Source organism: Sphingobacteriaceae bacterium GW460-11-11-14-LB5 (assembly GCA_002151545.1).
In the GTDB taxonomy this organism is placed as follows: Bacteria; Bacteroidota; Bacteroidia; order Sphingobacteriales; family Sphingobacteriaceae; genus Pedobacter.
In genome coordinates this window covers 4904868-4924702 of sequence record CP021237.1, presented here as the reverse complement: position 1 = coordinate 4924702, position 19835 = coordinate 4904868, and the positions used below count along the sequence as shown (strand labels likewise).

Here is a 19835-nt window from a genome sequence, read left to right as displayed (position 1 = left end):
GTCTGTGGGACACAGACGATGGCTTCAATGCTAATCTGTGCCTCCTTGGCAAACAACTAAGAAATAAAAGTGATGAAAATAAAAATATGGTTAACCCTGGTCTGTAGCAGCTTCATGCTATCGTGTTATGCGCAGCAGCCTACCGATTCTACAGCAGATAAAATGCTTGTATATCAATTAGGCAATGGCGGCTGGCCAAAGCAACTCGAAGATAAAAGCGTGGTGAACTACGGAGCAACCTTAACACCTGAGCTTTTGGCCAGGATAAAAGCAACGAAAGATTTACACGCCACGTTCGATAACAAAGCCACCAGCAGAGAAGTGCTATACCTCGTTCAAGCGTATAAAAAAACACAGAATAAGGCTTATTTAACGGCAGCTGAAAAAGGATTGGATTATATTTTAGTCGCGCAATATGCGAATGGTGGTTGGCCGCAGTATTATCCTGATAAAGCTTTGTACCGCTCAGAAATTACCTACAATGATGATGCAATGATTAATGTGCTTAATATCTTACAGGATATCGTCACACAGAAAAATGATTTTGAGGTTGTAAATCCAGCTTACATCAAAAAAGCAGAAACGGCCATTGCAAAAGGTATTGATTGCATTATCAAAACACAGGTAAAACAGCATGGAACTTTAACTATCTGGGCTGCGCAATACGATAAAGACTCAATGTTGCCTGCAAAAGCAAGAGCATTTGAGCCGGCTTCATTAAGCACGAGTGAATCGGCAGGTATTGTCCGTTTTCTGATGAGGCTTAAAAATCCATCGCCTGAAGTCAAAAATGCAATTGCTGCTGCAGTGAAATGGTTCGATACCTATAAAATTGCGGGTTATCGTTTCGATCGGAATAAAAATACTTCAGCTTTGGTTGCCGATAACACGAGCATGACCTGGGCACGATTTTACGATATAGAGAAAAACACCCCGATTTTCGGCGATCGTGACAACACCATTAAAACAAAATTAGAAGAGTTAAGTCCTGAGCGGCGAAACGGCTATGCCTGGTATGGCAACTGGGGCCAAAAATTAATCGAAAAGGAATACCCGAAGTGGTTAAGCACAAGTGGAAAATAAATAATTATAACCCGTCATTACCAGTAGCGCGCAATGACAGAAAATAGCAAGGCAATGATTTTAAACAAAGAAAATTTAAAAAATATTAACGGCGATAAGGTGATCAAACCAAGTGCCGAAATTTTGGCTTTACCAGAAAAAGTAATCCAGTTTGGAACAGGTGTTTTACTACGTGGTTTACCTGATTATTTTATTGATAAAGCCAACCAGAAAGGAATTTTTAATGGTCGTGTGTTAGTGGTTAAATCCACTTCAAAAGGTGGTGCTGATGCATTTTCGAAACAGGATAATTTATACACACTTTGTGTAAAAGGGATCGAAGATGGTGCTCATGTAGAAGAAAATTCTATCAACGCTTCAATCAGCCGTGTTTTATCAGCTTCACAAGACTGGGCAGAGATTTTAAAAGCCGCTCACCAGCCCGAAATGCAGGTTGTTATTTCGAATACAACTGAAGTTGGGATTGTTAAAAGTGAAGATAAAATCACTGATAACCCGCCACAGTCGTATCCAGGAAAATTATTGGCTTTTCTGCACGAAAGATATACTGCATTTAATGGTTCGGCAGAAAGCGGGATGGTTATTGTGCCAACAGAATTAATTAGTGACAATGCGGATAAACTGAAAGAAATTTTGCTTGATCTTGCCATTCAGAACAAACTGGGCTGGGATTTCGAAAACTGGTTAAAAACAGCCAATCATTTTTGCAAGACTTTGGTGGATAGGATTGTTCCAGGAAAACTTCCGGAATCAGCGCAAAAAGCCATCGAAAGCGAATTGGGTTATGAAGATGAATTGATGATTATGGCCGAACCTTTCAGGCTTTGGGCTATTGAATCATCAAGCGAAAAAGTGAAAGAAATTTTATCTTTTGCAAAGGCCGATAAGGGTGTTTTCATTGTTCCGTCAATCGACAAATTTAAAGAACTAAAACTCCGCTTACTTAACGGCACACATACCATTAGTTGTGGATTAGCAATCCTGGCAGGTTTCAATACGGTAAAAGAGGCGATGGCGAATGAAGATTTCTCGGCTAATGTATTAAAACTGATGAAAGATGAAATTGCGCCTGTTGTGGTAAATGAAGATATCACTTATGATGAAGCAATTGCTTTTGCGAAAAGTGTAGTCGACCGTTTCAGTAACCCTTCCCTTGAGCATCAGTGGCAGGCCATTACGCTAAACTTCACCTCAAAAATGCAAATGCGTAATATGCCTTTGATCAGAAGATATTATGCTTTAAAAAATGAAGTTCCTCAACTTACCGCTTTAGGGGTTGCCGCATATATTCTTTTTATGAATGTAAACCAGGATGGCGATACTTACACCGCCAGTGCAAACGGTAAAACTTATCCGGTGCAGGATGAATTTGCAGAAATTTTATACGAATACTGGAAGAATCCGGAAACGGTTGTAGATAATACCCTTGGCGACAGGCGTCTTTGGGATAAAAACCTGAATAATTACCCCGGCTTTAACGCGGCCGTAAAATCTTACGTTGACTTATTACAGAACAAGGGTGCAAAAGAAACTTTAAGTAACTTGCATTCAGAAAGGACAATTTAAAATGGTTACTAGAATTTTAAAAATCCATCCTAACGATAATGTACTTGTTGCCTTGCAAAACCTGGCAAAAGGCGAAACCGTTATTTACGATGGGCACGAATATATTTTACAGGATGATATCCAGGCTAAGCATAAGTTTTTTATGCAGGATATGAATGCAGGCGATCACATCATTATGTATGGTGTATTGGTGGGTAAAGCGCAGCATTTCATCCTAAAAGGTGGCTTAATGGATACCGAAAACACGAAACATGCTTCTGATCCATATGAGTTCAGGCCATACCATTACGAATGGCATGCACCGGATGTTTCTAAATTTGAAGGCCGGACCTTTAACGGTTATATCCGTAGTGACGGGCGTGTAGGAACCGCAAATTATTGGTTGTTTATTCCGACTGTATTTTGCGAAAACCGCAACCTGGATGTGATCCGTGAGGCTTTGCACAATGAATTGGGTTATGCGGTAACCGATAAATACAAGTCTTACGCCCACCAACTGGTTGAAGCGTATAAAAATGGCGAAATCTTAGCAGAGGCCGATCCAAGTTCTATCGGACTGGCGAATCCATCGGCCAACCGTGTTTTTAAAAATGTTGATGGCATTAAATTCTTAAACCATCAGGGTGGCTGCGGTGGTACCCGTCAGGATGCCGCTGTGCTGAGTAAATTATTGGCTGCCTATGCCGATCACCCTAACGTAGCAGGTGTAACTGTTTTAAGCTTAGGCTGCCAGAACCTGCAGGTTAAAGATTTTATGGACGATTTAAAACACCGCAGTCCGAATTTTGATAAACCTTTATTCGTTTTTGAGCAGCAACAATCGCAGAGCGAAGAACAATTGGTGAAAGAAGCCATCAGGAAAACCTTTATTGGTTTAACCGAAATCAATAAAATCGAACGTCAGCCAGCCCCTTTGAGCAAACTGGTTTTGGGTGTTAAATGTGGTGGTAGTGATGGGTTCAGTGGAATTAGTGCTAATCCGGCAGTAGGTTATACTTCTGATTTATTGGTGGCTTTAGGCGGTACTGTACTTCTTGCTGAGTTCCCTGAGCTTTGCGGCGCAGAACAACAGTTAATCGACCGTACCAAAGATGAAACTGCGGCACGTAAGTTCATCCAGTTGATGACCGCTTACAATCAATCGGCAGAAAATGTGGGCTCTGGATTTTTCATGAATCCATCACCTGGAAATATAAAAGATGGTTTGATTACCGATGCCATTAAAAGTACCGGAGCAGCAAAAAAAGGCGGAACTTCGCCGGTTGAGGATGTTTTAGATTATACCGAGCCAGCAACAAAACCTGGATTAAACTTAGTGTGTACCCCAGGAAATGATGTGGAGGCTACTACCGGAAAAGCAGCGTCTGGAGCAACCTTAATTTTGTTTACCACAGGTTTGGGCACACCTACCGGAAACCCGGTTTGTCCAACCATCAAAGTTTCAACCAATAATGCTTTAACCAAACGCATGGGCGATATCATCGATATCAACTGCGGACCGGTAATTGAAGGCGAAAAAACCATCGAACAAATGGGAGAAGACATCCTGGAATATTGTATTAAAGCGGCCAGTGGCGAAGTAATTCCTAAAGCGGTGCTGCTTAATCAGGATGATTTTATTCCATGGAAACGGGGGGTTAGTCTTTAATTAGTCTGGAGTCGTAAGTCCCAAGTCGTGAGCCTTGGAGCCCAATTCCGTGGTCTGTGACCTCACAGGCCACTAATACATAAATTGAGTTCCGGTCTGTGAGGACACAGACCGGAGATAATACATAAATAAAAATTTAATAGATAAGCGTTTTGATCAGCTCAAACCGATATCTAATGTCTCAAATCATATAGAATGAAACCTTTTTTAGACGAAAATTTTCTTTTGCAAAGCAAAACTGCTGAAAAGCTTTACCACAATTTTGCAAAGTCATTGCCGATTATCGATTACCATAATCACCTTATTCCAGAGCAGATTGCCAATAATACACAGTTTGCCAATATCAGTCAGGTTTGGCTTGCCGGCGATCATTATAAATGGAGAGCCATGCGTGCCAATGGTGTTGATGAAAAATACATTACTGGCGTTGGATCTGATTATGAGAAATTTGAGAAATGGGCAGAAACTGTTCCATATACCCTGCGTAACCCATTATACCACTGGACACATTTAGAGCTTCAGCGTTATTTTGGTATAACCGATTTACTTTCTGGCAAAACGGCACAGAAAATTTTCGATGAATGTTCTGCAAAACTACAAACCCCCGAATATTCGGTGCGCGGTTTATTAGCCAAAATGAATGTTGAAGCCGTTTGTACTACCGATGATCCGCTGGATAGTTTAAACTTCCACCAGCAACTGGCAAGAGAAGGTGCCAACCTTAAAATGTTGCCGGCCTTCCGTCCGGATAAAGCGATGAACAGTGATGATATTGAAGGTTTAAACGAATATATCGACAAATTAGAAAGTGTTGCTGATAAAACCATCAGTAACTTTCAGGATTATATCGACGCCTTAAAAAGCCGCCACGATTATTTTGCGGCAAATGGCTGTTCGGTTTCTGACCATGGTTTGGAACAGATTTACGCTGAAGATTATACTGAAGCTGAAATTGCATCGATCTTCGATAAAATCCGCAGCAAACAGCATATTTCTTACGAGGAAAACCTGAAATTTAAATCGGCCATGCTGGTTTATTTTGCAGAGTGGGACCATGAAAAAGGCTGGGTACAGCAATATCACCTGGGTGCCTTACGGAATAACAATGCCCGGATGTTAAGGCAATTGGGGCCGGATACGGGCTGGGATTCGATCGGCGATTTTAGTCAGGCGAGAATGCTTTCTAAATTCTTAAACCGCTTAGATAATCAGGATAAACTGGCTAAAACCATTATCTATAACCTTAATCCTGCCGATAACGAATTAATTGCAACCATGATCGGAAACTTTAACGATGGTTCGGTTGCAGGTAAAGTCCAGTTTGGTTCGGCCTGGTGGTTTTTAGATCAAAAAGATGGTATGATTAAACAGTTAAATGCACTATCGAACATGGGGCTTGTAAGCCGACTGGTAGGTATGCTTACCGATTCGCGCAGTTTCCTTTCTTTTCCCCGTCACGAATATTTCAGAAGGATTGTTTGTAACCTCTTTGGAGAAGACATTGAGAATGGCGAATTACCTAACGACTTGGAGTGGGTTGGCAAAATTGTGCAGGATATTTCGTACTTTAACGCAAAAAATTACTTTAAATTTTAACCAAAATCAGGCTTTAGGGAGGTATTTCGTTGGAAATAAATCATTTCAATCGTTTTCCTTCCATTTTCATACCGTTGCAGAGAACAGCATGAAACACGCCGATGATACACAAAAATGAGCACCCAAATATTCGCTTCATCAAAAAAAGGAGAAAAAGTTTTAAGCTTTGGTGAAATACTTTTACGCATCTGTCCGGATATGGATGGGCAATGGTTAAAAGAAAATAAACTACCATTTTATGTTGGTGGTGCAGAGCTGAATGTAGCAACGGCACTGGCACTTTGGAATGTTCCTTCAACTTACTTATCGGCTGTGCCTGATAATTCGGTAACACGTGAAATTGTAGATTATCTGGATGCAAGGAACATTGATACCACGCCCATGGTTTATCACGGCGAGCGTTTAGGTTTATACTATCTTCCGAAAGGGAAAGACCTTAAAAATGCTGGTGTAATTTACGATAGGGCAAATTCGGCTTACGCTGATTTGAAGGTTGGACAAATTAACTGGGATGAAGTTTTTGAAGGTGTGAGCTGGTTTCATTTTAGTGCCATATGCCCGGCAATCAATCAATCTATTGCCGATGTTTGTTTAGAGGCATTAAAAGTAGCCAGTGCGAAAAATATTACCATTTCGCTCGATTTAAACTATCGTGCCAAGCTTTGGAAATATGGTAAAGACCCGATTGATGTTTTACCACAACTGGCTCAATATTGTACGCTGATTATGGGTAATGTGTGGGCGGCGAACAAAATGTTGGGTACTGCACTTCACGAAGATTTAATACCAACCGAGGGTTATGCAAAGGAAACGTTACTGCAACAGGCAACCGATACTTCTAAAGAAATATTAAGTTTGTTTCCGGCATGTAAAGCGGTTGCAAATACCTTCAGATTCGATCATGGCAAAGGTATCAGGTATTACACTGCTATTTATACCGCTGATGAATTAACGGTTTCAGAAGAATATGTTTCAGAAGAAATTTTAGATAAAGTGGGCAGTGGCGATTGTTTTATGGCCGGTCTGATTTACGGTTTTTATAACCAGTTATCGGCCAAAGAAACCTTAAATTTTGCCACCGCAGCAGCATACGATAAATTATATATTCCAAGCGATGCGACAACCAGTACAGTAGCCGATATAGAAAAAAGAATTATACGCAATGATTAGCAACAAGCACAAAATTTTAGATGCCATTTTAGAGCAGGGCATGTTACCCCTTTTTTACCAGGATAGCGAATCGGGTAGTGTAGAAATATTACGCACTTTGTATAAAGCCGGTGTTCGTGTTTTCGAATACACCAACCGTGGTAAATCAGCACTGCCGAACTTTAAAAAGTTAAAAGAAATCCGCGATGCAGAAATGCCTGATCTTTATTTAGGTATTGGAACCATTAAAACGCCTGCAGATGCAAATGCTTTTATTGAGGCTGGAACAGATTTCATCGTGGCGCCGATCGTAAATCCGGCAGTAGCCGAAATTGCCAACAAAATCGGGATGCTTTGGATCCCGGGCTGTATGACGCCGACTGAAATCAGTGTTGCGCAAGAGCACAAAGCCATGCTGATCAAAATTTTCCCTGCTAATATTTTAGGCCCTGAATTTATTTCATCCATTAAAGATCTTTTCGCCGGACAGCTGTTTATGCCAACCGGTGGTGTAGAAATTAATGCCGATAATTTAAAAACCTGGTTTAAATCTGGTGTTTGTGCCGTTGGTATGGGCAGCAAATTAATCAGTAAAGACGTGATGAGCAAAGGTCTTTACGAAGAGTTATTCGACAATACAAAATTAGCGCTTGACCTGATTCAGCAAAGCAAATAAAAATTTAACACACCCTAACCAAATGAACCAACCCAAAACAAGCAAATACAGATGGACCATATGTTTGCTGTTATTTCTAGCTACGACCATAAATTATTTAGATAGACAGGTACTTTCTTTAACCTGGACAGATTTTATTAAACCAGAATTTCATTGGGATAATAATGATTATGGAAATATTACAGCCTTGTTCTCTATTTTCTACGCCATCTCGATGCTTTTTGCAGGTCGTTTTGTTGATAAAATGGATACCAAAAAAGGATTTTTATGGGCGATAGGCGTTTGGTCTGTTGGGGCCTGTTTACATGCTTTTTGTGGGATTGCCACTGCCGGGATCATCAATGGAAACTGGTTTGTAGGATTTGAGGGTGCTAAAGATGTAATTGCCCGCGTGAACGATACCGGATTAATTGTTTCGGTAAGTGTTACCTTATTTATTTTTGCCCGTTTTGTATTGGCTGTTGGAGAAGCAGGAAATTTTCCGGCTGCAATTAAAGCTACTGCCGAATACTTCCCTAAAAAGGACAGGGCATTTGCAACCAGTATTTTCAATGCAGGTGCTACTGTTGGCGCACTAGCTGCACCAATTACCATTCCTTTTATTGCAAAAGCTTATGGATGGGAAATGGCTTTCATTATTATCGGCGCACTCGGTTTTGTATGGATGGGCTTATGGATTTTTGTGTACAACAAGCCAGAATTACATAAAAGGGTTAGCCCTGAGGAATTGGCTTATATTCAGCAGGATGTGATCAACGATCGTAAACTGGCTGATTACGTAGAAGAAACCAAAGAAAAAGTTTCATTTATCGACTGTTTTAAATACAAACAAACCTGGGCTTTTGCTTTTGGTAAATTTATGACCGATGGCGTTTGGTGGTTCTTTTTATTCTGGACCCCGGCTTACTTAAAATCGGTTTATGGCATGGATTCTACGCAAAGTGCGCTCCCTTTATTTGTGCTTTATATGATTACCTTGCTATCTATTATTGGGGGATGGTTACCAACCTATTTCGTTGATAAAAAAGGTATGAACCCATACGAAGGCAGAATGAAAGCCATGTTGATTTTCGCATTTTTTCCGCTTTTAGCCTTGGCAGCGCAACCTTTGGGACACATTACCTATTGGATTCCGGTAATTATTATCGGTATTGCAGGTGCGGCTCACCAGGCGTGGTCGGCCAATATATTTTCAACCGTAGGCGATATGTTCCCTAAAAAGGCGATTGCTACTATTACCGGTATTGGCGGTATGGCAGGTGGATTAGGCTCTTTCATTATCAATAAAGGATCAGGTTTATTGTTTGATTATACTGGCAAAAACGAGATTGTTTTTATGGGCTTTAAAGGTGAAGAAGCAGGTTATTTTATTATTTTCTCCATCTGTGCGGTATGTTACCTTATCGGCTGGACAGTAATGAAAACCTTAGTACCAAAATATAAAGTTATCGAACTAAAATAATTTGAAAGCTGAGGCATAGGGATAACCAATCCTGATCTTCAGCTTTTTTACAACAATAAATCTATACTTAAACTATAGACTTAACATTAATTTAACCCTAACAAACAAACTAAATTGAGTACATCGCTAAACCTCGAAAGTATTTTCGTTGAAGAGAGCCAGATTCCAGATGAATTTAGGCTCACGGAAGAAATCAATCAAAAGGAGTTTCTTTCCAATGGAGAAATGAAACCATGGAATGGACCATTTAATGAAGTGTTTTCTCCGGTATGCGTAAAAACCCCTGAAGGCTTAAAACGAAAGCGTATTGGTAGTTTCCCTGTTTGCACAGAGAAAGAGTCGACAGAAGCTTTAGATGCAGCCGTAGCCGCTTATGATAATGGTCGCGGGCAATGGCCAACCATGAGTGTTGCCGATCGGATTACCTGCGTAGAAAACTTCACCCATAAAATGATTGAGCAAAAGGAAATTGTTGCGAAATTAATTATGTGGGAGATCGGTAAATCGTATGCCGATTCGGTAAAAGAATTCGACCGTACAGTGGAATATATCTATGCAACTATCGATGCGCTGAAAGATATCGACAGACAATCATCACGTTTCGAAATAGAGCAGGGTATTGTGGCTCAGGTACGCCGTTCTCCGCTAGGCGTGGTGCTTTGTATGGGGCCGTTCAACTATCCGTTAAACGAGACTTTTACAACGCTTATCCCGGCTTTGATTATGGGCAATACGCTTTTATTCAAACCACCTAAACACGGTACTTTATTGCACTACCCTTTATTAGAGGCTTTCCGTTCCAGTTTCCCTAAGGGCGTTGTAAATACGATTTATGGTCGTGGCAATACCATCGTTCCCGGCTTAATGAAATCAGGAAAAATTAATGTGCTTACCTTAATCGGCTCAAGTAAGGTAGCCAACGAACTGAAAAAACTGCACCCTAAAGTAAACCGTTTAAGGGCAATTTTAGGTTTAGATGCCAAAAATGCGGCGATCATCACTAAGGATGCAGATCTTGATCTGGCGGTTTCTGAAACCGTATTGGGCTCACTTTCTTTTAATGGTCAGCGTTGTACCGCGATTAAAATCGTTTATGTTCACCGCAGTCTAGCGCAGGAGTTTTTAAAACGTTTATCTGCTGAAGTAGAAAAACTGAAGTTTGGTATGCCTTGGGAAAAAGGTGTAAACCTGACACCGCTGCCTGAGCTGAATAAACCTGAATATTTAAAGGAATGTATTGATGATGCGGTTTCGCACGGCGCTAAAGTGATCAACAAAAATGGCGGGCAAACCTTAGAAACTTTTGTTTATCCAGCCATTATGTATCCGGTAAACAGCAATATGAAACTATACCGCGAAGAGCAGTTTGGTCCGATTGTTCCTGTTGTTCCATTTGATGATCTGGAAGAGCCTATTGAATATTTAATCGGTTCGCCACACGGCCAGCAAGTGAGTATTTTTAGTAATAATGCGGCGGTAATTTCTTCATTGATTGATCCTTTGGTTAACCAGGTAAGTCGTGTTAACATCAACTGCCAGTGCCAACGCGGACCAGATGCTTTCCCTTTTACGGGCCGTAAAGACAGTGCGGAAGGAACACTTTCTGTAGTGGATGCCTTGCGTTCGTTCTCGATCCGTTCTTTGGTGGCCACCAAATTTACTGACGATAATAAAAAGTTATTGAATGAAATTGTTAAAGGAGATGATTCGAACTTCTTAAGTACGAAGTATATTTTCTAATTAAATTATAGAAACTAAGCCGCAGATTCGCAGATTAAAATCTCTGAATTTGCGGCTTTTTATCATGTGTTATAGTCCTCGTTTGTAACGAGGATTACTGAGGGACGCATTTGTAATGCCGGGTATTGTAGGCGATATAATCGCTATTCTCATACATCCTCGTTGCAAACGAGGACGATACCCACCATATTTTACTTCAAACTCTTCACCAAACTCAACTTTAATTCCTTTATCCCCTTCACCACCAAACCCGCTACCTGTTTGGCTCCCTCCAGGCTTAAATGTGTATTGTCTTTTTTGCCATTTGGGTAATTCACATTGCCCGAATCAACATGGTTAAATAACTTAATAGATGGCTCCTCGCCCAGGCGGTTTAACAAACTTTCTGTTTTTACCAGCATATCAATTAAAGGAACATTTAACGAATCGGCTACCTGACGGGTAATCCGTGGATAATCGCCATGCGAATCGATTAATACGCCATTTTTAAAACTCCTGCGCGAAATTGGTGTAAGTAAAACCGGGAAGGCTTTTTTGCTTCTGGTCTCATTTACATAATTAACCAGATTGATTTTGAAATCAGCTAAGGATACACCAACTGTTGGTTTGTCAACTTTCTCATCGTTGTGACCAAATTCGATAAAAACATAATCGCCAGGATTTAACTGGGCCAATATCGGGTCCCAGCGTTTTTCTGCCCTGAACGATTTTGTACTCCTGCCGTTTAAGGCCCGGTTATCAACCGCAACATCGGTTTTAAAATAAGATTGTAGTGCCATCCCCCAGCCCGTTTCGGGGTAGGCCTTTTCTTCCTTGTTGGCGGCAGTAGAATCGCCAATAATGTAGAGTTTAGTTTTCTTTTGGATGAGGGTAAAAGACAGTAATACAACCAATGTTCCGGCAGCTAAAATTTTAAAGAAATTCGTTTTCATATTTTTTATTGATCTATAACTGCGGGGGATTCCATTGATCCGCTCCGCCAAGTATATTTTTTAAAGTGTAGGTTTTTGCTTCTTTATCTGTTAGCTGTTTTGTCCAGGGCAATCTCGTTTTGGGCGAGGCGCCATCTCCCTTATTTTTATATTCTGCATAAAAAACGGTCAGTTCCTTATTTGGGAACATGAGATCGCCTTTCCATGGATTCCAGCCTTCGGGTAAAATATGTTTCCCCAGATCGCAGGCCATGAATACCGTTTTTGCATAAGGGCGCCAGGGCCTGCCGAGATAAGCTTTTGTTACGGCCGGATCTGCAATGAGTTTACAATTTATAAAAACAAATCCGAATTTTTGCTGCGCTGAAGTGGAGGCTGCGGTAACATAAGAATCGCTTAAACTTTTGATGGTACAATTTTGAAACACCACTGTTGCTTTACCGAAAATAAAATCGGTTGTGCCTTCGATATAACAGTCATGATAGTATTGGCGGCTATTTTCGATTCCGGCATAAAGGGTATCCTGATTGCCCAGAAGCCTACAGTTTTTGGCTACAAAACGATCACCTTCTACATGTAAGGCAACAGCTTGTCCGACACGCCCAGCTGAATTGATAATGGTTAAGTTTTCGAGGTGGATATCGTTGCCCTGAACCAATACGGTGAATGAAGTATAGGTGCTGAATTTGGGAAGGCCAAAAATATCTTTACCCATCGGGTTTGGCTTCCCCGAATAATCATCGAAGGTAATGATGGTATTTTCGGCCTTTTCTCCGATAATGGAGATCTTAATTTTCCATGATGGAATAATCAGCTTCTCTTTGTATGTGCCGTTTTTAACCTGAATTTTAACCTCTTTTTCGCCTAAATCCCTCACTGAATTGATAGCCTCCTGGATGGTTTTGTAATTTCCGCTGCCATCTTGTGCAACGATTATCATCGATGGGTATTTAGGATCCTGGGCAAAAACTTTTGAGCAAATGCCAAGATATAAAAGCAAGGTAGCGGCTATACAGACTATGGTTGATTTCACCATTTGATTACAATAATTCTTTCGTATAAATTTCAACAAAAAAAGGCAGAAACGAGTTCTGCCTTAAAAATCAATTCATAAAATTACAATCTCCATCTAGGATCGCCAGATGTAGATTTTCCAACATAACCGTCGTCCTTTATTTTGAAGTTCTTAGTTGTTGGAGCTGTTAATAATGCTGTGCTAACCCCTGTATAAGCAGTAATGCCAGGAACCGGATTTGCAGTAAATGTCACATCAGAAGTTTGGTAATTATTTGCCACTGTTGGTGCTGTAGCAGATCTGATGCCCCTGGCAGTTGCTGCTGGTGACAATGTTTTAGCAATTATATTATTCTTGAACGAGAACCCACTTGAAATCGTTTGCGTATCATAATCGATAAAATACCTGCCATCGCCAACTACATTGTAAAATGTATTATTCTCTATCGTTACTGTAAGTGATGGCGCCTTATTATGCAAAAGCAAACCAAAGCCGATATTTGAAAAAGTATTATTGGTTAAGGTAATATTATTGATTTTACCGGTAGCCACATTTGAATTAATAAAAGCATAGTTACCAACTCCCGGACCGGCATCTGCCACGCTAATGTTATCAATAATGCAATTGTTTACGATAACTTTATTAATTGTAATTGCATTGGTACCTTGAATACGAAGTGGTGAGTTAACAAAATGACGAATGTTACAATTTTCGAAAGAAACTTCATCCATAGTAGAAGCGAGACTTTGATTAATGATATATTGGCGTCTGGTTGATGGTGCCAATGTTTCATCGCCTTTTGCATAAGCTGTTAAGTCCACATTTTCGAAATGTAGCTTACCTCCAGTGCTAGGTAAAATAACCTGTGTAAACGAAATAACTGGTTTCACCGCTGCAACTTCACCAATTATACTAATGTCTATTCCAGCTGGTAATGTAAAAGCAACATCAGCGTTATATTTTGTTCCTTCCAGAATTACAAACCTTGTGCTTTTTGTAGCCGCCTGGATCATTGCTGCCAGATCATCTGTTGCCGCTAAAACTACAACATCCGCTCCGGTAGGCAATTCAGCCGGAGTAGTAAAGGTTTTTGTTCCTCTAATTGATGTGCCTAAAAGTAAAGTTACAGTATAGGTTACTTTTGGGCTTAGGCCTGTTAATGTTAACCCGCCAGCAAGAACTTCTGCTGCTGTAACAGGCCGTGTAATATTGCCTGGATTAATGGTTATCGTGGTGGCATTCTCGCCAGCCGGCCAGTTTAAAGTAACGGTTCTTGAAGTTAGTTTAGCAGGTAATATATCCTGAAAAATCTGCTCGGGTTCTGTTTTCACAGAAATGCTAACCCATTTGGAGTCTGCAACACCCTGTGCAACTCCTTTTACCCTAATGGCATATTGTGTATTACCCATTAATCCGGTTACGGTATAGGGTAATTGTGCCGCAGTAATGCTGGTAATCGATTTTACCGGGGTGCCGGTAAAATCCGCATTATCATATACTTCGATGGTATAAGAGGTGGCATTAGGTACAGCGTTCCAGGTTAATTTAACTCCGGTTTTATTTACTATGGTTGCCGTTAAACCCGGGCTCGAAAAAACCCTGTCGACCTCTAACTTAGTAATTTCTTCTAAGTTATTTTCTTTACATGCCGATAAACAAACTGTTGCCATCAGTAAGAAGGTGTATGCATATTTATTAATCTTTTTCATAACCTCGGGTTTACAAGTTTAAGGGCTTATTATTTAACATTCCGTTAGATGAATCTAAAAATACCTGCCATATTGGCCAATATTGCTGCAGGTTGGGGTCTTTGGTGTAAAGGGCATTCCAGTAAGAAACAGCTTCTCCAGCGGTAACCATTGTCCAGGCTTTATTGGAGGTATATCCTAGAGCAAGGCCCTGTGCATCGGTATCACCGAATTTTAATCCATAAATTTCTACAGTTTCGCCATTGGCTGCGGTTCTGTAATAAATTTTAGCCGGTAAAGCCGCATACTTACCCTGCCTGTTTTCCAGTTGCTGTAATTTAGTTTTGGCTTCAGCCAGTTTTGTGCCCAGTAAATTCCAGCGGATTAGGTCACCTTTCCTAAGCATTTCCCCTGTAAATTCCAATGCTCTTTCGTTTACAACAGCGTCGAAAAATGCAGCTTTGGATGCTGTAGCTGTAGCCATAAAAGTCGTAACCTTGGCAGGGGCTGTAGGGTAGGCCCTATCGCGGATCATTTTTAAATATGGGGCTGCAGCAGCTGGACCGTCGATATCGTTAACCGCCTCTGCAGCCATTAAAACTACATCAGCATAACGCATATACATCCAGTTTAATCCATCATCGTTAGTAGCGGTTACCCTTCTTTTCATCCACTCGTAACGGTATTTGCCAAAGTATAAACGGCCTAAAGCCGATGGTACCTGCGCTGCACCTTTAGTGCCATCGCCGCCATCCCATTCGTAAGGTACAACTGTTACATCTCTGCGTACATCCTCATTTTCATATTCATACAACATAATCGGGTTTGGTCCATCTGTTCCACCCTTGTTCTGACCCGTGTACTGGTCTGTTTTGATGTGACGTACACCAAGATCAAAAATTACACGGCCACGGCCATCGCTAAACGGAATTTCCCACATCGATTCTAAACCTGCGGCACCGGTTTCCTCATTTAGTTTTCTAAAAACTTCTTCAAAGCCCAGCAATCTTAATTTACCGCTTGCAATAATTTCCAGACATTCTTTTTTGGCAATGGCATACATTTTATCGTGTGATAATTCCGGATCGGAACTTAATTTTACAGTTCCATCCAGGCGCTGTGCATAACCACCTGCGGCTAATGCCAAACGCGCCCTTAAGCCTTTTGCGAAAGCTTTGTTTACGCGCTCTACTTTGGCGGTTGTGCTATTATCGCCAGGCCATGGCAGGTAACCTGCTGCTTCATTTAAGTCGGCTAACAGTTGTTTATAAATTACATCCCTGTCGCTTCTTGGCAAATAAGATGTCGCAGTAGTAATGGGCTCAAAACGTGCCGGCACATCACCCCAGCCTTTTATCAGGTCGTTATATAAAACAGCCCTTAAGGTTAAAATTTCGCCTAGGATCTGCGCCATTGCCGGGTTGCTTTCTATATTACCATAGGTTCTGATTCCCCTGATCGCCAGGTTGGCCCTTTCAATGCCTTCGTAAAATTTAGCCCATGCATTATCTGTAGTGTTCATTTGGCCATTGTTCACATTACAGTTGTAGTTAGACAGTTTTGCCTTGTCATCATCAACCGATTTTAAGGTGTTGTATACTTCGGTATCATTGTTAAGTCCGTAAAACACCAAAAAACGGCCCCTGTACGAATTGGTTTCCCCAAATGATTGTAGTACGCCCGCTACCGAACCCTCGGCTAAGCTAGGGGTAGAAAAAATAACAGACTCATCCAACGAGGATTTTGATGGCGCATCTAATGTTTTTTTACAGCTACTTACAAATGTTATTCCTGTAATGATGAATAGCGCATATATAATTCTTTTCATTGTCTTAAAATTAAATGGTCTCTAAAAATTAACGTTTAGCCCGAACACGAAAGATTTACTTCTTGGGTATGCAGAATAGTCAACACCAGGCGTAAGCGGTGTATTCCGTCTGGTCGAAACCTCTGGATCGAAACCACTGTAATTGGTCCATAACCATAGGTTATAAGCAGAAGCATAAAACCTTAATTTTTTCATTTTCAGTTTATTTGATATTTGTGCAGGCAGGGTATATCCAAGTGTTAGGGTAGATAACCTCAAAAACGAACCATCTTCTACAGCCCAATCACTTAATACGAAAGTTTTGGTATATGGCGACCATAAAGTGGTGTTTGCATTCATGGCTGTTAATTCGGCAGGGTCGTTACTGATTGTTCCGTCTGCTCTTAAGTTTGTCCAGCGCTGTCCGCTTTCCATGGCCGAAATTAGATTTCTGGAAGCATATTTACTGGTAGAGGTATACTCGATCTTATTTGCATTGTAAACATCATTTCCATAGCTCCAGTTAAAATACGCACCAAGATCAAAATCGTAAATTCTCGAATTAAGCGAGAAACCACCGGTATTTAATGGGTTGGTATTACCGATAATCGAGCGGTCGGATAAATCAATCTTTCCATCGCCAGAAATATCTTCTATTTTCATGGTACCCGGACGTACTGTGCCTACAAATGAAGTCGCATCAACAATACCTGGCTTTAATGTCCATTTGCCGGTTGTGGCGTTGTAGCCAGTAAAATCAGATACTTCATATCTGCCAGCACTCTTATATCCGTAAATACGACCAATAGATGCACCTTCTTCTACCAGATAATCTACACCAATTTCTGTTGATGCCCATCCCGAAGTACCGTTAATGTTTTTAACCGAACCCAATGAGATTACCTTGTTGCGGTTAAAGCTGATGTTTGCATTTACCGATAGATCGAAATTCTTTTCTTTTATCGCGTTCCAGTTTACAGAGAATTCTAAACCTTTGTTTTGCGTTTGACCCAGATTACGGTACTGCGAATCATAACCAGTGCCCCCAACCGGGAATAAGATCAGGAGGTCTTTGGTTTTATTTAAGTAGGCATCAATTGTACCAGTCACTTTCGAATTAAATAAAGCAAAATCGAGTCCGATGTTTCTGGTCACCGTTGTTTCCCATTTTAAATCAGGGTTTGCCATGATTTTAGATGCCGCCCAATAGTTATTGAAGCCATTTATCCAGGTGGTGGTAGAATTCTGAAACGATTGTGTAATCTGCCCTGGAGGGATATTATTGTTACCTGCAGCACCATAACTTCCCCTTAGTTTTAAATCTGTTAACCAGGATTTTGTACTATTCATAAAATCTTCCTGAGAGATTCTCCAGCCTGCTGAAACTGAAGGGAAATAACCCCAGTGGTTTTCGCTTGAAAATTTAGAAGAACCATCTGCCCTGAATGTAGCACTTAACAGGTATTTGCCTTTATAATCGTAATTTGCCCTGCCGAAAAACGAAAATAATTTATCATCCGGCGAGAAATTGTTGTCTATTATAGAAGCCTTACCTTGTGTGGTTAATACCCTGGTTTGATCGAATGTGAATGTTTTTGGAAAACCATGAACCTCATTAGTCAAAATATTCTGTTCAGTTTTGATAAATTCCTGTCCCAATAAAACATTTAGGTTGTGGTTTTTATCTAGGATTTTACTGAAGCTATAATTAAGCGTATTCGTGTTCCTAAAACTATTCCTGGTGGTGTTCATCGAACTGAGTGTAGGCAGGTTAGGATAATCGGCAAGGTTTTTTACATAGTAAGTTGTAATGCCATAAAAGCGGTCCTGATCATTTCTAAGCCCATCGTAACCCACTTCTGAACGTAGTTTTAAGTTATCGATGATTTCGTAAGTTGCTGCTCCGTTGATGTTATAGGCTTTACGGTGCACGTACTGATCGTTATCCGAAATGGCCACCAATGGGTTATATAAGTTAAATTCATCATTAGTATCTGTTGATGCTGTCAGACCTGGAACCGGAAAGGATGGGTAAAGGATAGCATATTTTAAACGCGAATCGGCTGATGATTTTTCATTCTGTTCGTTCGCACCACCGCCGTTGGTTTTGGTATCGGAATAGCGGAAACCAAAATCTAAAGCCAGCGCATTGTATAGTTTATGCGTTAACTTAAAGTTGATGTTCTGTCTTTTAAAATCAGACATCTGCATGATGGCCTTGTCGTTTACCAAACTGTGGCTCAGGCTGTATTTGGTTTTGTCGCTTCCGCCGGTAATGCTTAAATTCTGGTTAAAGGTTGTTCCGGTCCGGCCAAAAACAAGGTCCTGCCAGTTGTTTTCTGCCACATTATTGTACAGATCTATATCCTGATAATTTCCAAAATATTGAGTGTAATCTGTTAGTGAGCCATCTAAAAGCGCACGCTCATATTGCCAGTGCACATAATCAGAAGCTGACAACACGCCCAGTTTCTTCGCTATTTTTCTGGTGCCACCAAAAACGTTATAACTGATATTCGTTTTGCCATCTTTACTGTTTTTTGTGGTAACCAATATTACACCGTTAGCGCCCCTTGCCCCGTAAATGGCTGTTGATGATGCATCTTTTAAGAGATCTATGGATTCGATATCCTGTGGCGCAATATCGGAAATAGAGGCTACCGGAAAACCATCAACAATATACAATGGCGAGTTATCTCCGGTAATGGAACCACCTCCCCTAACGCGCACATTAATCTGTGCATCTGGCGAACCTTCTGATGATGAAATGTTAATCCCGGCTACACGACCTTGAATGGCCTCCAATGCAGAAGAAACCGGCGCTGCAGCAATTACATCAGCACTTACTGAACCCACTGCACCAGTTAAATCTTTTTTGCGTACAATGCCGTAGCCAACATTTACGGTCACCTCTTCAAGATTGTTAGCATCTTCATCCAGGGTAACTGAAAGTTTCGTTTCGTTTGTTACCGTAACATTTTTGGTTTTATAACCGATATAGGTAAAAGTTAAAACCGAACCATTTGTAGGAATGCTGATCTTGAAAACTCCATTAGCATCGGTACTGGTTCCATTTTTAGTGCCGGAAAGAGAAACACTCACGCCAACCAGGACCTGTCCGTCTTTTTTATCTTTCACGGTTCCAGTAAGCTGCCTGTTTTGTGCTTGAGCCACTGATAATCCAATAAAAGAGAGAAATGTAAATAAGAGTAAAACTCTGCTCATAATGATTAATTTAGTTGATACGATTTGGTTTTTTACGATGCTGCAATCGCTTGCATATAGAATATAATTCTATTTCGGGATGTTATAGTTAGTTTATATTTGGTTACGTTGGTGTAACAATTTTACAAACTAAAAAGCAATTGAAACCAGATTTAACTAAAAAAGTGTGCAAACGTTCCCAAAAACGTTACTTTGACGTTTATTAATATTGGTGATTGAATCCCCTTAAAGAGATATTTTTTGTAACT

General features: G+C 40.6%; 13 protein-coding genes. 8 read left to right on the top strand and 5 right to left on the bottom strand.

Annotated features, from left to right (window positions below; all coding sequences use genetic code 11):
* Positions 1 to 72: 72 nt before the first annotated feature.
* From CA265_19885 to CA265_19850, 8 genes are all read left to right on the top strand, one after another.
* Positions 73 to 1083 (top strand): pectate lyase, encoded by a 1011-nt coding sequence (locus CA265_19885; protein ARS41790.1) that lies wholly within the window; start codon positions 73 to 75, stop codon positions 1081 to 1083.
* Between the two features lie 54 nt (positions 1084 to 1137).
* The gene (locus tag CA265_19880) at positions 1138 to 2649 is read left to right on the top strand and encodes an altronate oxidoreductase (protein ID ARS43068.1); all 1512 of its coding nucleotides are present in this window, start codon (positions 1138 to 1140) and stop codon (positions 2647 to 2649) included.
* Position 2650: 1 nt separating this feature from the next.
* Positions 2651 to 4297 carry an altronate hydrolase gene (locus CA265_19875; GenBank protein ID ARS41789.1) on the top strand — a complete coding sequence of 549 codons (1647 nt, stop codon included), beginning with the start codon at positions 2651 to 2653 and terminating at the stop codon, positions 4295 to 4297.
* Positions 4298 to 4492: 195 nt separating this feature from the next.
* The gene (locus tag CA265_19870) at positions 4493 to 5893 is read left to right on the top strand and encodes a glucuronate isomerase (GenBank protein ARS41788.1); all 1401 of its coding nucleotides are present in this window, start codon (positions 4493 to 4495) and stop codon (positions 5891 to 5893) included.
* Between the two features lie 114 nt (positions 5894 to 6007).
* Positions 6008 to 7063: a carbohydrate kinase gene (locus CA265_19865; protein ID ARS41787.1), complete on the top strand. Its 1056-nt coding sequence runs from the start codon at positions 6008 to 6010 to the stop codon at positions 7061 to 7063.
* Positions 7059 to 7718 carry a bifunctional 4-hydroxy-2-oxoglutarate aldolase/2-dehydro-3-deoxy-phosphogluconate aldolase gene (locus CA265_19860; GenBank protein ARS43067.1) on the top strand — a complete coding sequence of 220 codons (660 nt, stop codon included), beginning with the start codon at positions 7059 to 7061 and terminating at the stop codon, positions 7716 to 7718. The genes CA265_19865 and CA265_19860 overlap by 5 nt, the downstream gene beginning before the upstream one ends.
* Before the next feature lie 22 nt (positions 7719 to 7740).
* Positions 7741 to 9180, top strand: coding sequence for an MFS transporter (locus tag CA265_19855; protein ID ARS41786.1), 1440 nt, complete (start codon positions 7741 to 7743; stop codon positions 9178 to 9180).
* A 114-nt stretch (positions 9181 to 9294) separates the two neighbouring features.
* A complete protein-coding gene (locus CA265_19850) occupies positions 9295 to 10920 on the top strand; it encodes an NADP-dependent glyceraldehyde-3-phosphate dehydrogenase (GenBank protein ID ARS41785.1) in 1626 nt (541 codons plus the stop codon).
* Positions 10921 to 11111: 191 nt separating this feature from the next.
* On the opposite strand, the gene CA265_19845 is transcribed toward CA265_19850, so the two are convergent.
* From CA265_19845 to CA265_19825, 5 genes are all read right to left on the bottom strand, one after another.
* Entirely contained in the window at positions 11112 to 11852 is a 741-nt protein-coding gene (locus tag CA265_19845; GenBank protein ARS41784.1) for a GntR family transcriptional regulator, read from the bottom strand.
* Positions 11853 to 11865: 13 nt separating this feature from the next.
* Entirely contained in the window at positions 11866 to 12888 is a 1023-nt protein-coding gene (locus tag CA265_19840; GenBank protein ARS41783.1) for a pectin esterase, read from the bottom strand.
* 80 nt (positions 12889 to 12968) lie between these two features.
* The gene (locus CA265_19835; GenBank protein ARS41782.1) at positions 12969 to 14576 is read right to left on the bottom strand and encodes a hypothetical protein; all 1608 of its coding nucleotides are present in this window, start codon (positions 14574 to 14576) and stop codon (positions 12969 to 12971) included.
* A gap of 10 nt (positions 14577 to 14586) precedes the next feature.
* Positions 14587 to 16383, bottom strand: a complete 1797-nt coding sequence (locus CA265_19830; protein ID ARS41781.1) for a RagB/SusD family nutrient uptake outer membrane protein — start codon at positions 16381 to 16383, stop codon at positions 14587 to 14589.
* Between the two features lie 21 nt (positions 16384 to 16404).
* Positions 16405 to 19587 carry a SusC/RagA family protein gene (locus CA265_19825; protein ID ARS41780.1) on the bottom strand — a complete coding sequence of 1061 codons (3183 nt, stop codon included), beginning with the start codon at positions 19585 to 19587 and terminating at the stop codon, positions 16405 to 16407.
* Positions 19588 to 19835 lie beyond the last annotated feature (248 nt).

What these genes read in the sequence shown, in the direction of transcription:
- CA265_19885 (ARS41790.1), top strand. Translation starts at nt 73, where the DNA reads ATGAAAATAAAAATATGGTTAACCCTGGTCTGTAGCAGCTTCATGCTA.
- CA265_19880 (ARS43068.1), top strand. Translation starts at nt 1,138, where the DNA reads ATGATTTTAAACAAAGAAAATTTAAAAAATATTAACGGCGATAAGGTG.
- CA265_19875 (ARS41789.1), top strand. Translation starts at nt 2,651, where the DNA reads ATGGTTACTAGAATTTTAAAAATCCATCCTAACGATAATGTACTTGTT.
- CA265_19870 (ARS41788.1), top strand. Translation starts at nt 4,493, where the DNA reads ATGAAACCTTTTTTAGACGAAAATTTTCTTTTGCAAAGCAAAACTGCT.
- CA265_19865 (ARS41787.1), top strand. Translation starts at nt 6,008, where the DNA reads ATGAGCACCCAAATATTCGCTTCATCAAAAAAAGGAGAAAAAGTTTTA.
- CA265_19855 (ARS41786.1), top strand. Translation starts at nt 7,741, where the DNA reads ATGAACCAACCCAAAACAAGCAAATACAGATGGACCATATGTTTGCTG.
- CA265_19845 (ARS41784.1), bottom strand. Translation starts at nt 11,852, where the DNA reads ATGAAAACGAATTTCTTTAAAATTTTAGCTGCCGGAACATTGGTTGTA.
- CA265_19840 (ARS41783.1), bottom strand. Translation starts at nt 12,888, where the DNA reads ATGGTGAAATCAACCATAGTCTGTATAGCCGCTACCTTGCTTTTATAT.
- CA265_19835 (ARS41782.1), bottom strand. Translation starts at nt 14,576, where the DNA reads ATGAAAAAGATTAATAAATATGCATACACCTTCTTACTGATGGCAACA.
- CA265_19830 (ARS41781.1), bottom strand. Translation starts at nt 16,383, where the DNA reads ATGAAAAGAATTATATATGCGCTATTCATCATTACAGGAATAACATTT.
- CA265_19825 (ARS41780.1), bottom strand. Translation starts at nt 19,587, where the DNA reads ATGAGCAGAGTTTTACTCTTATTTACATTTCTCTCTTTTATTGGATTA.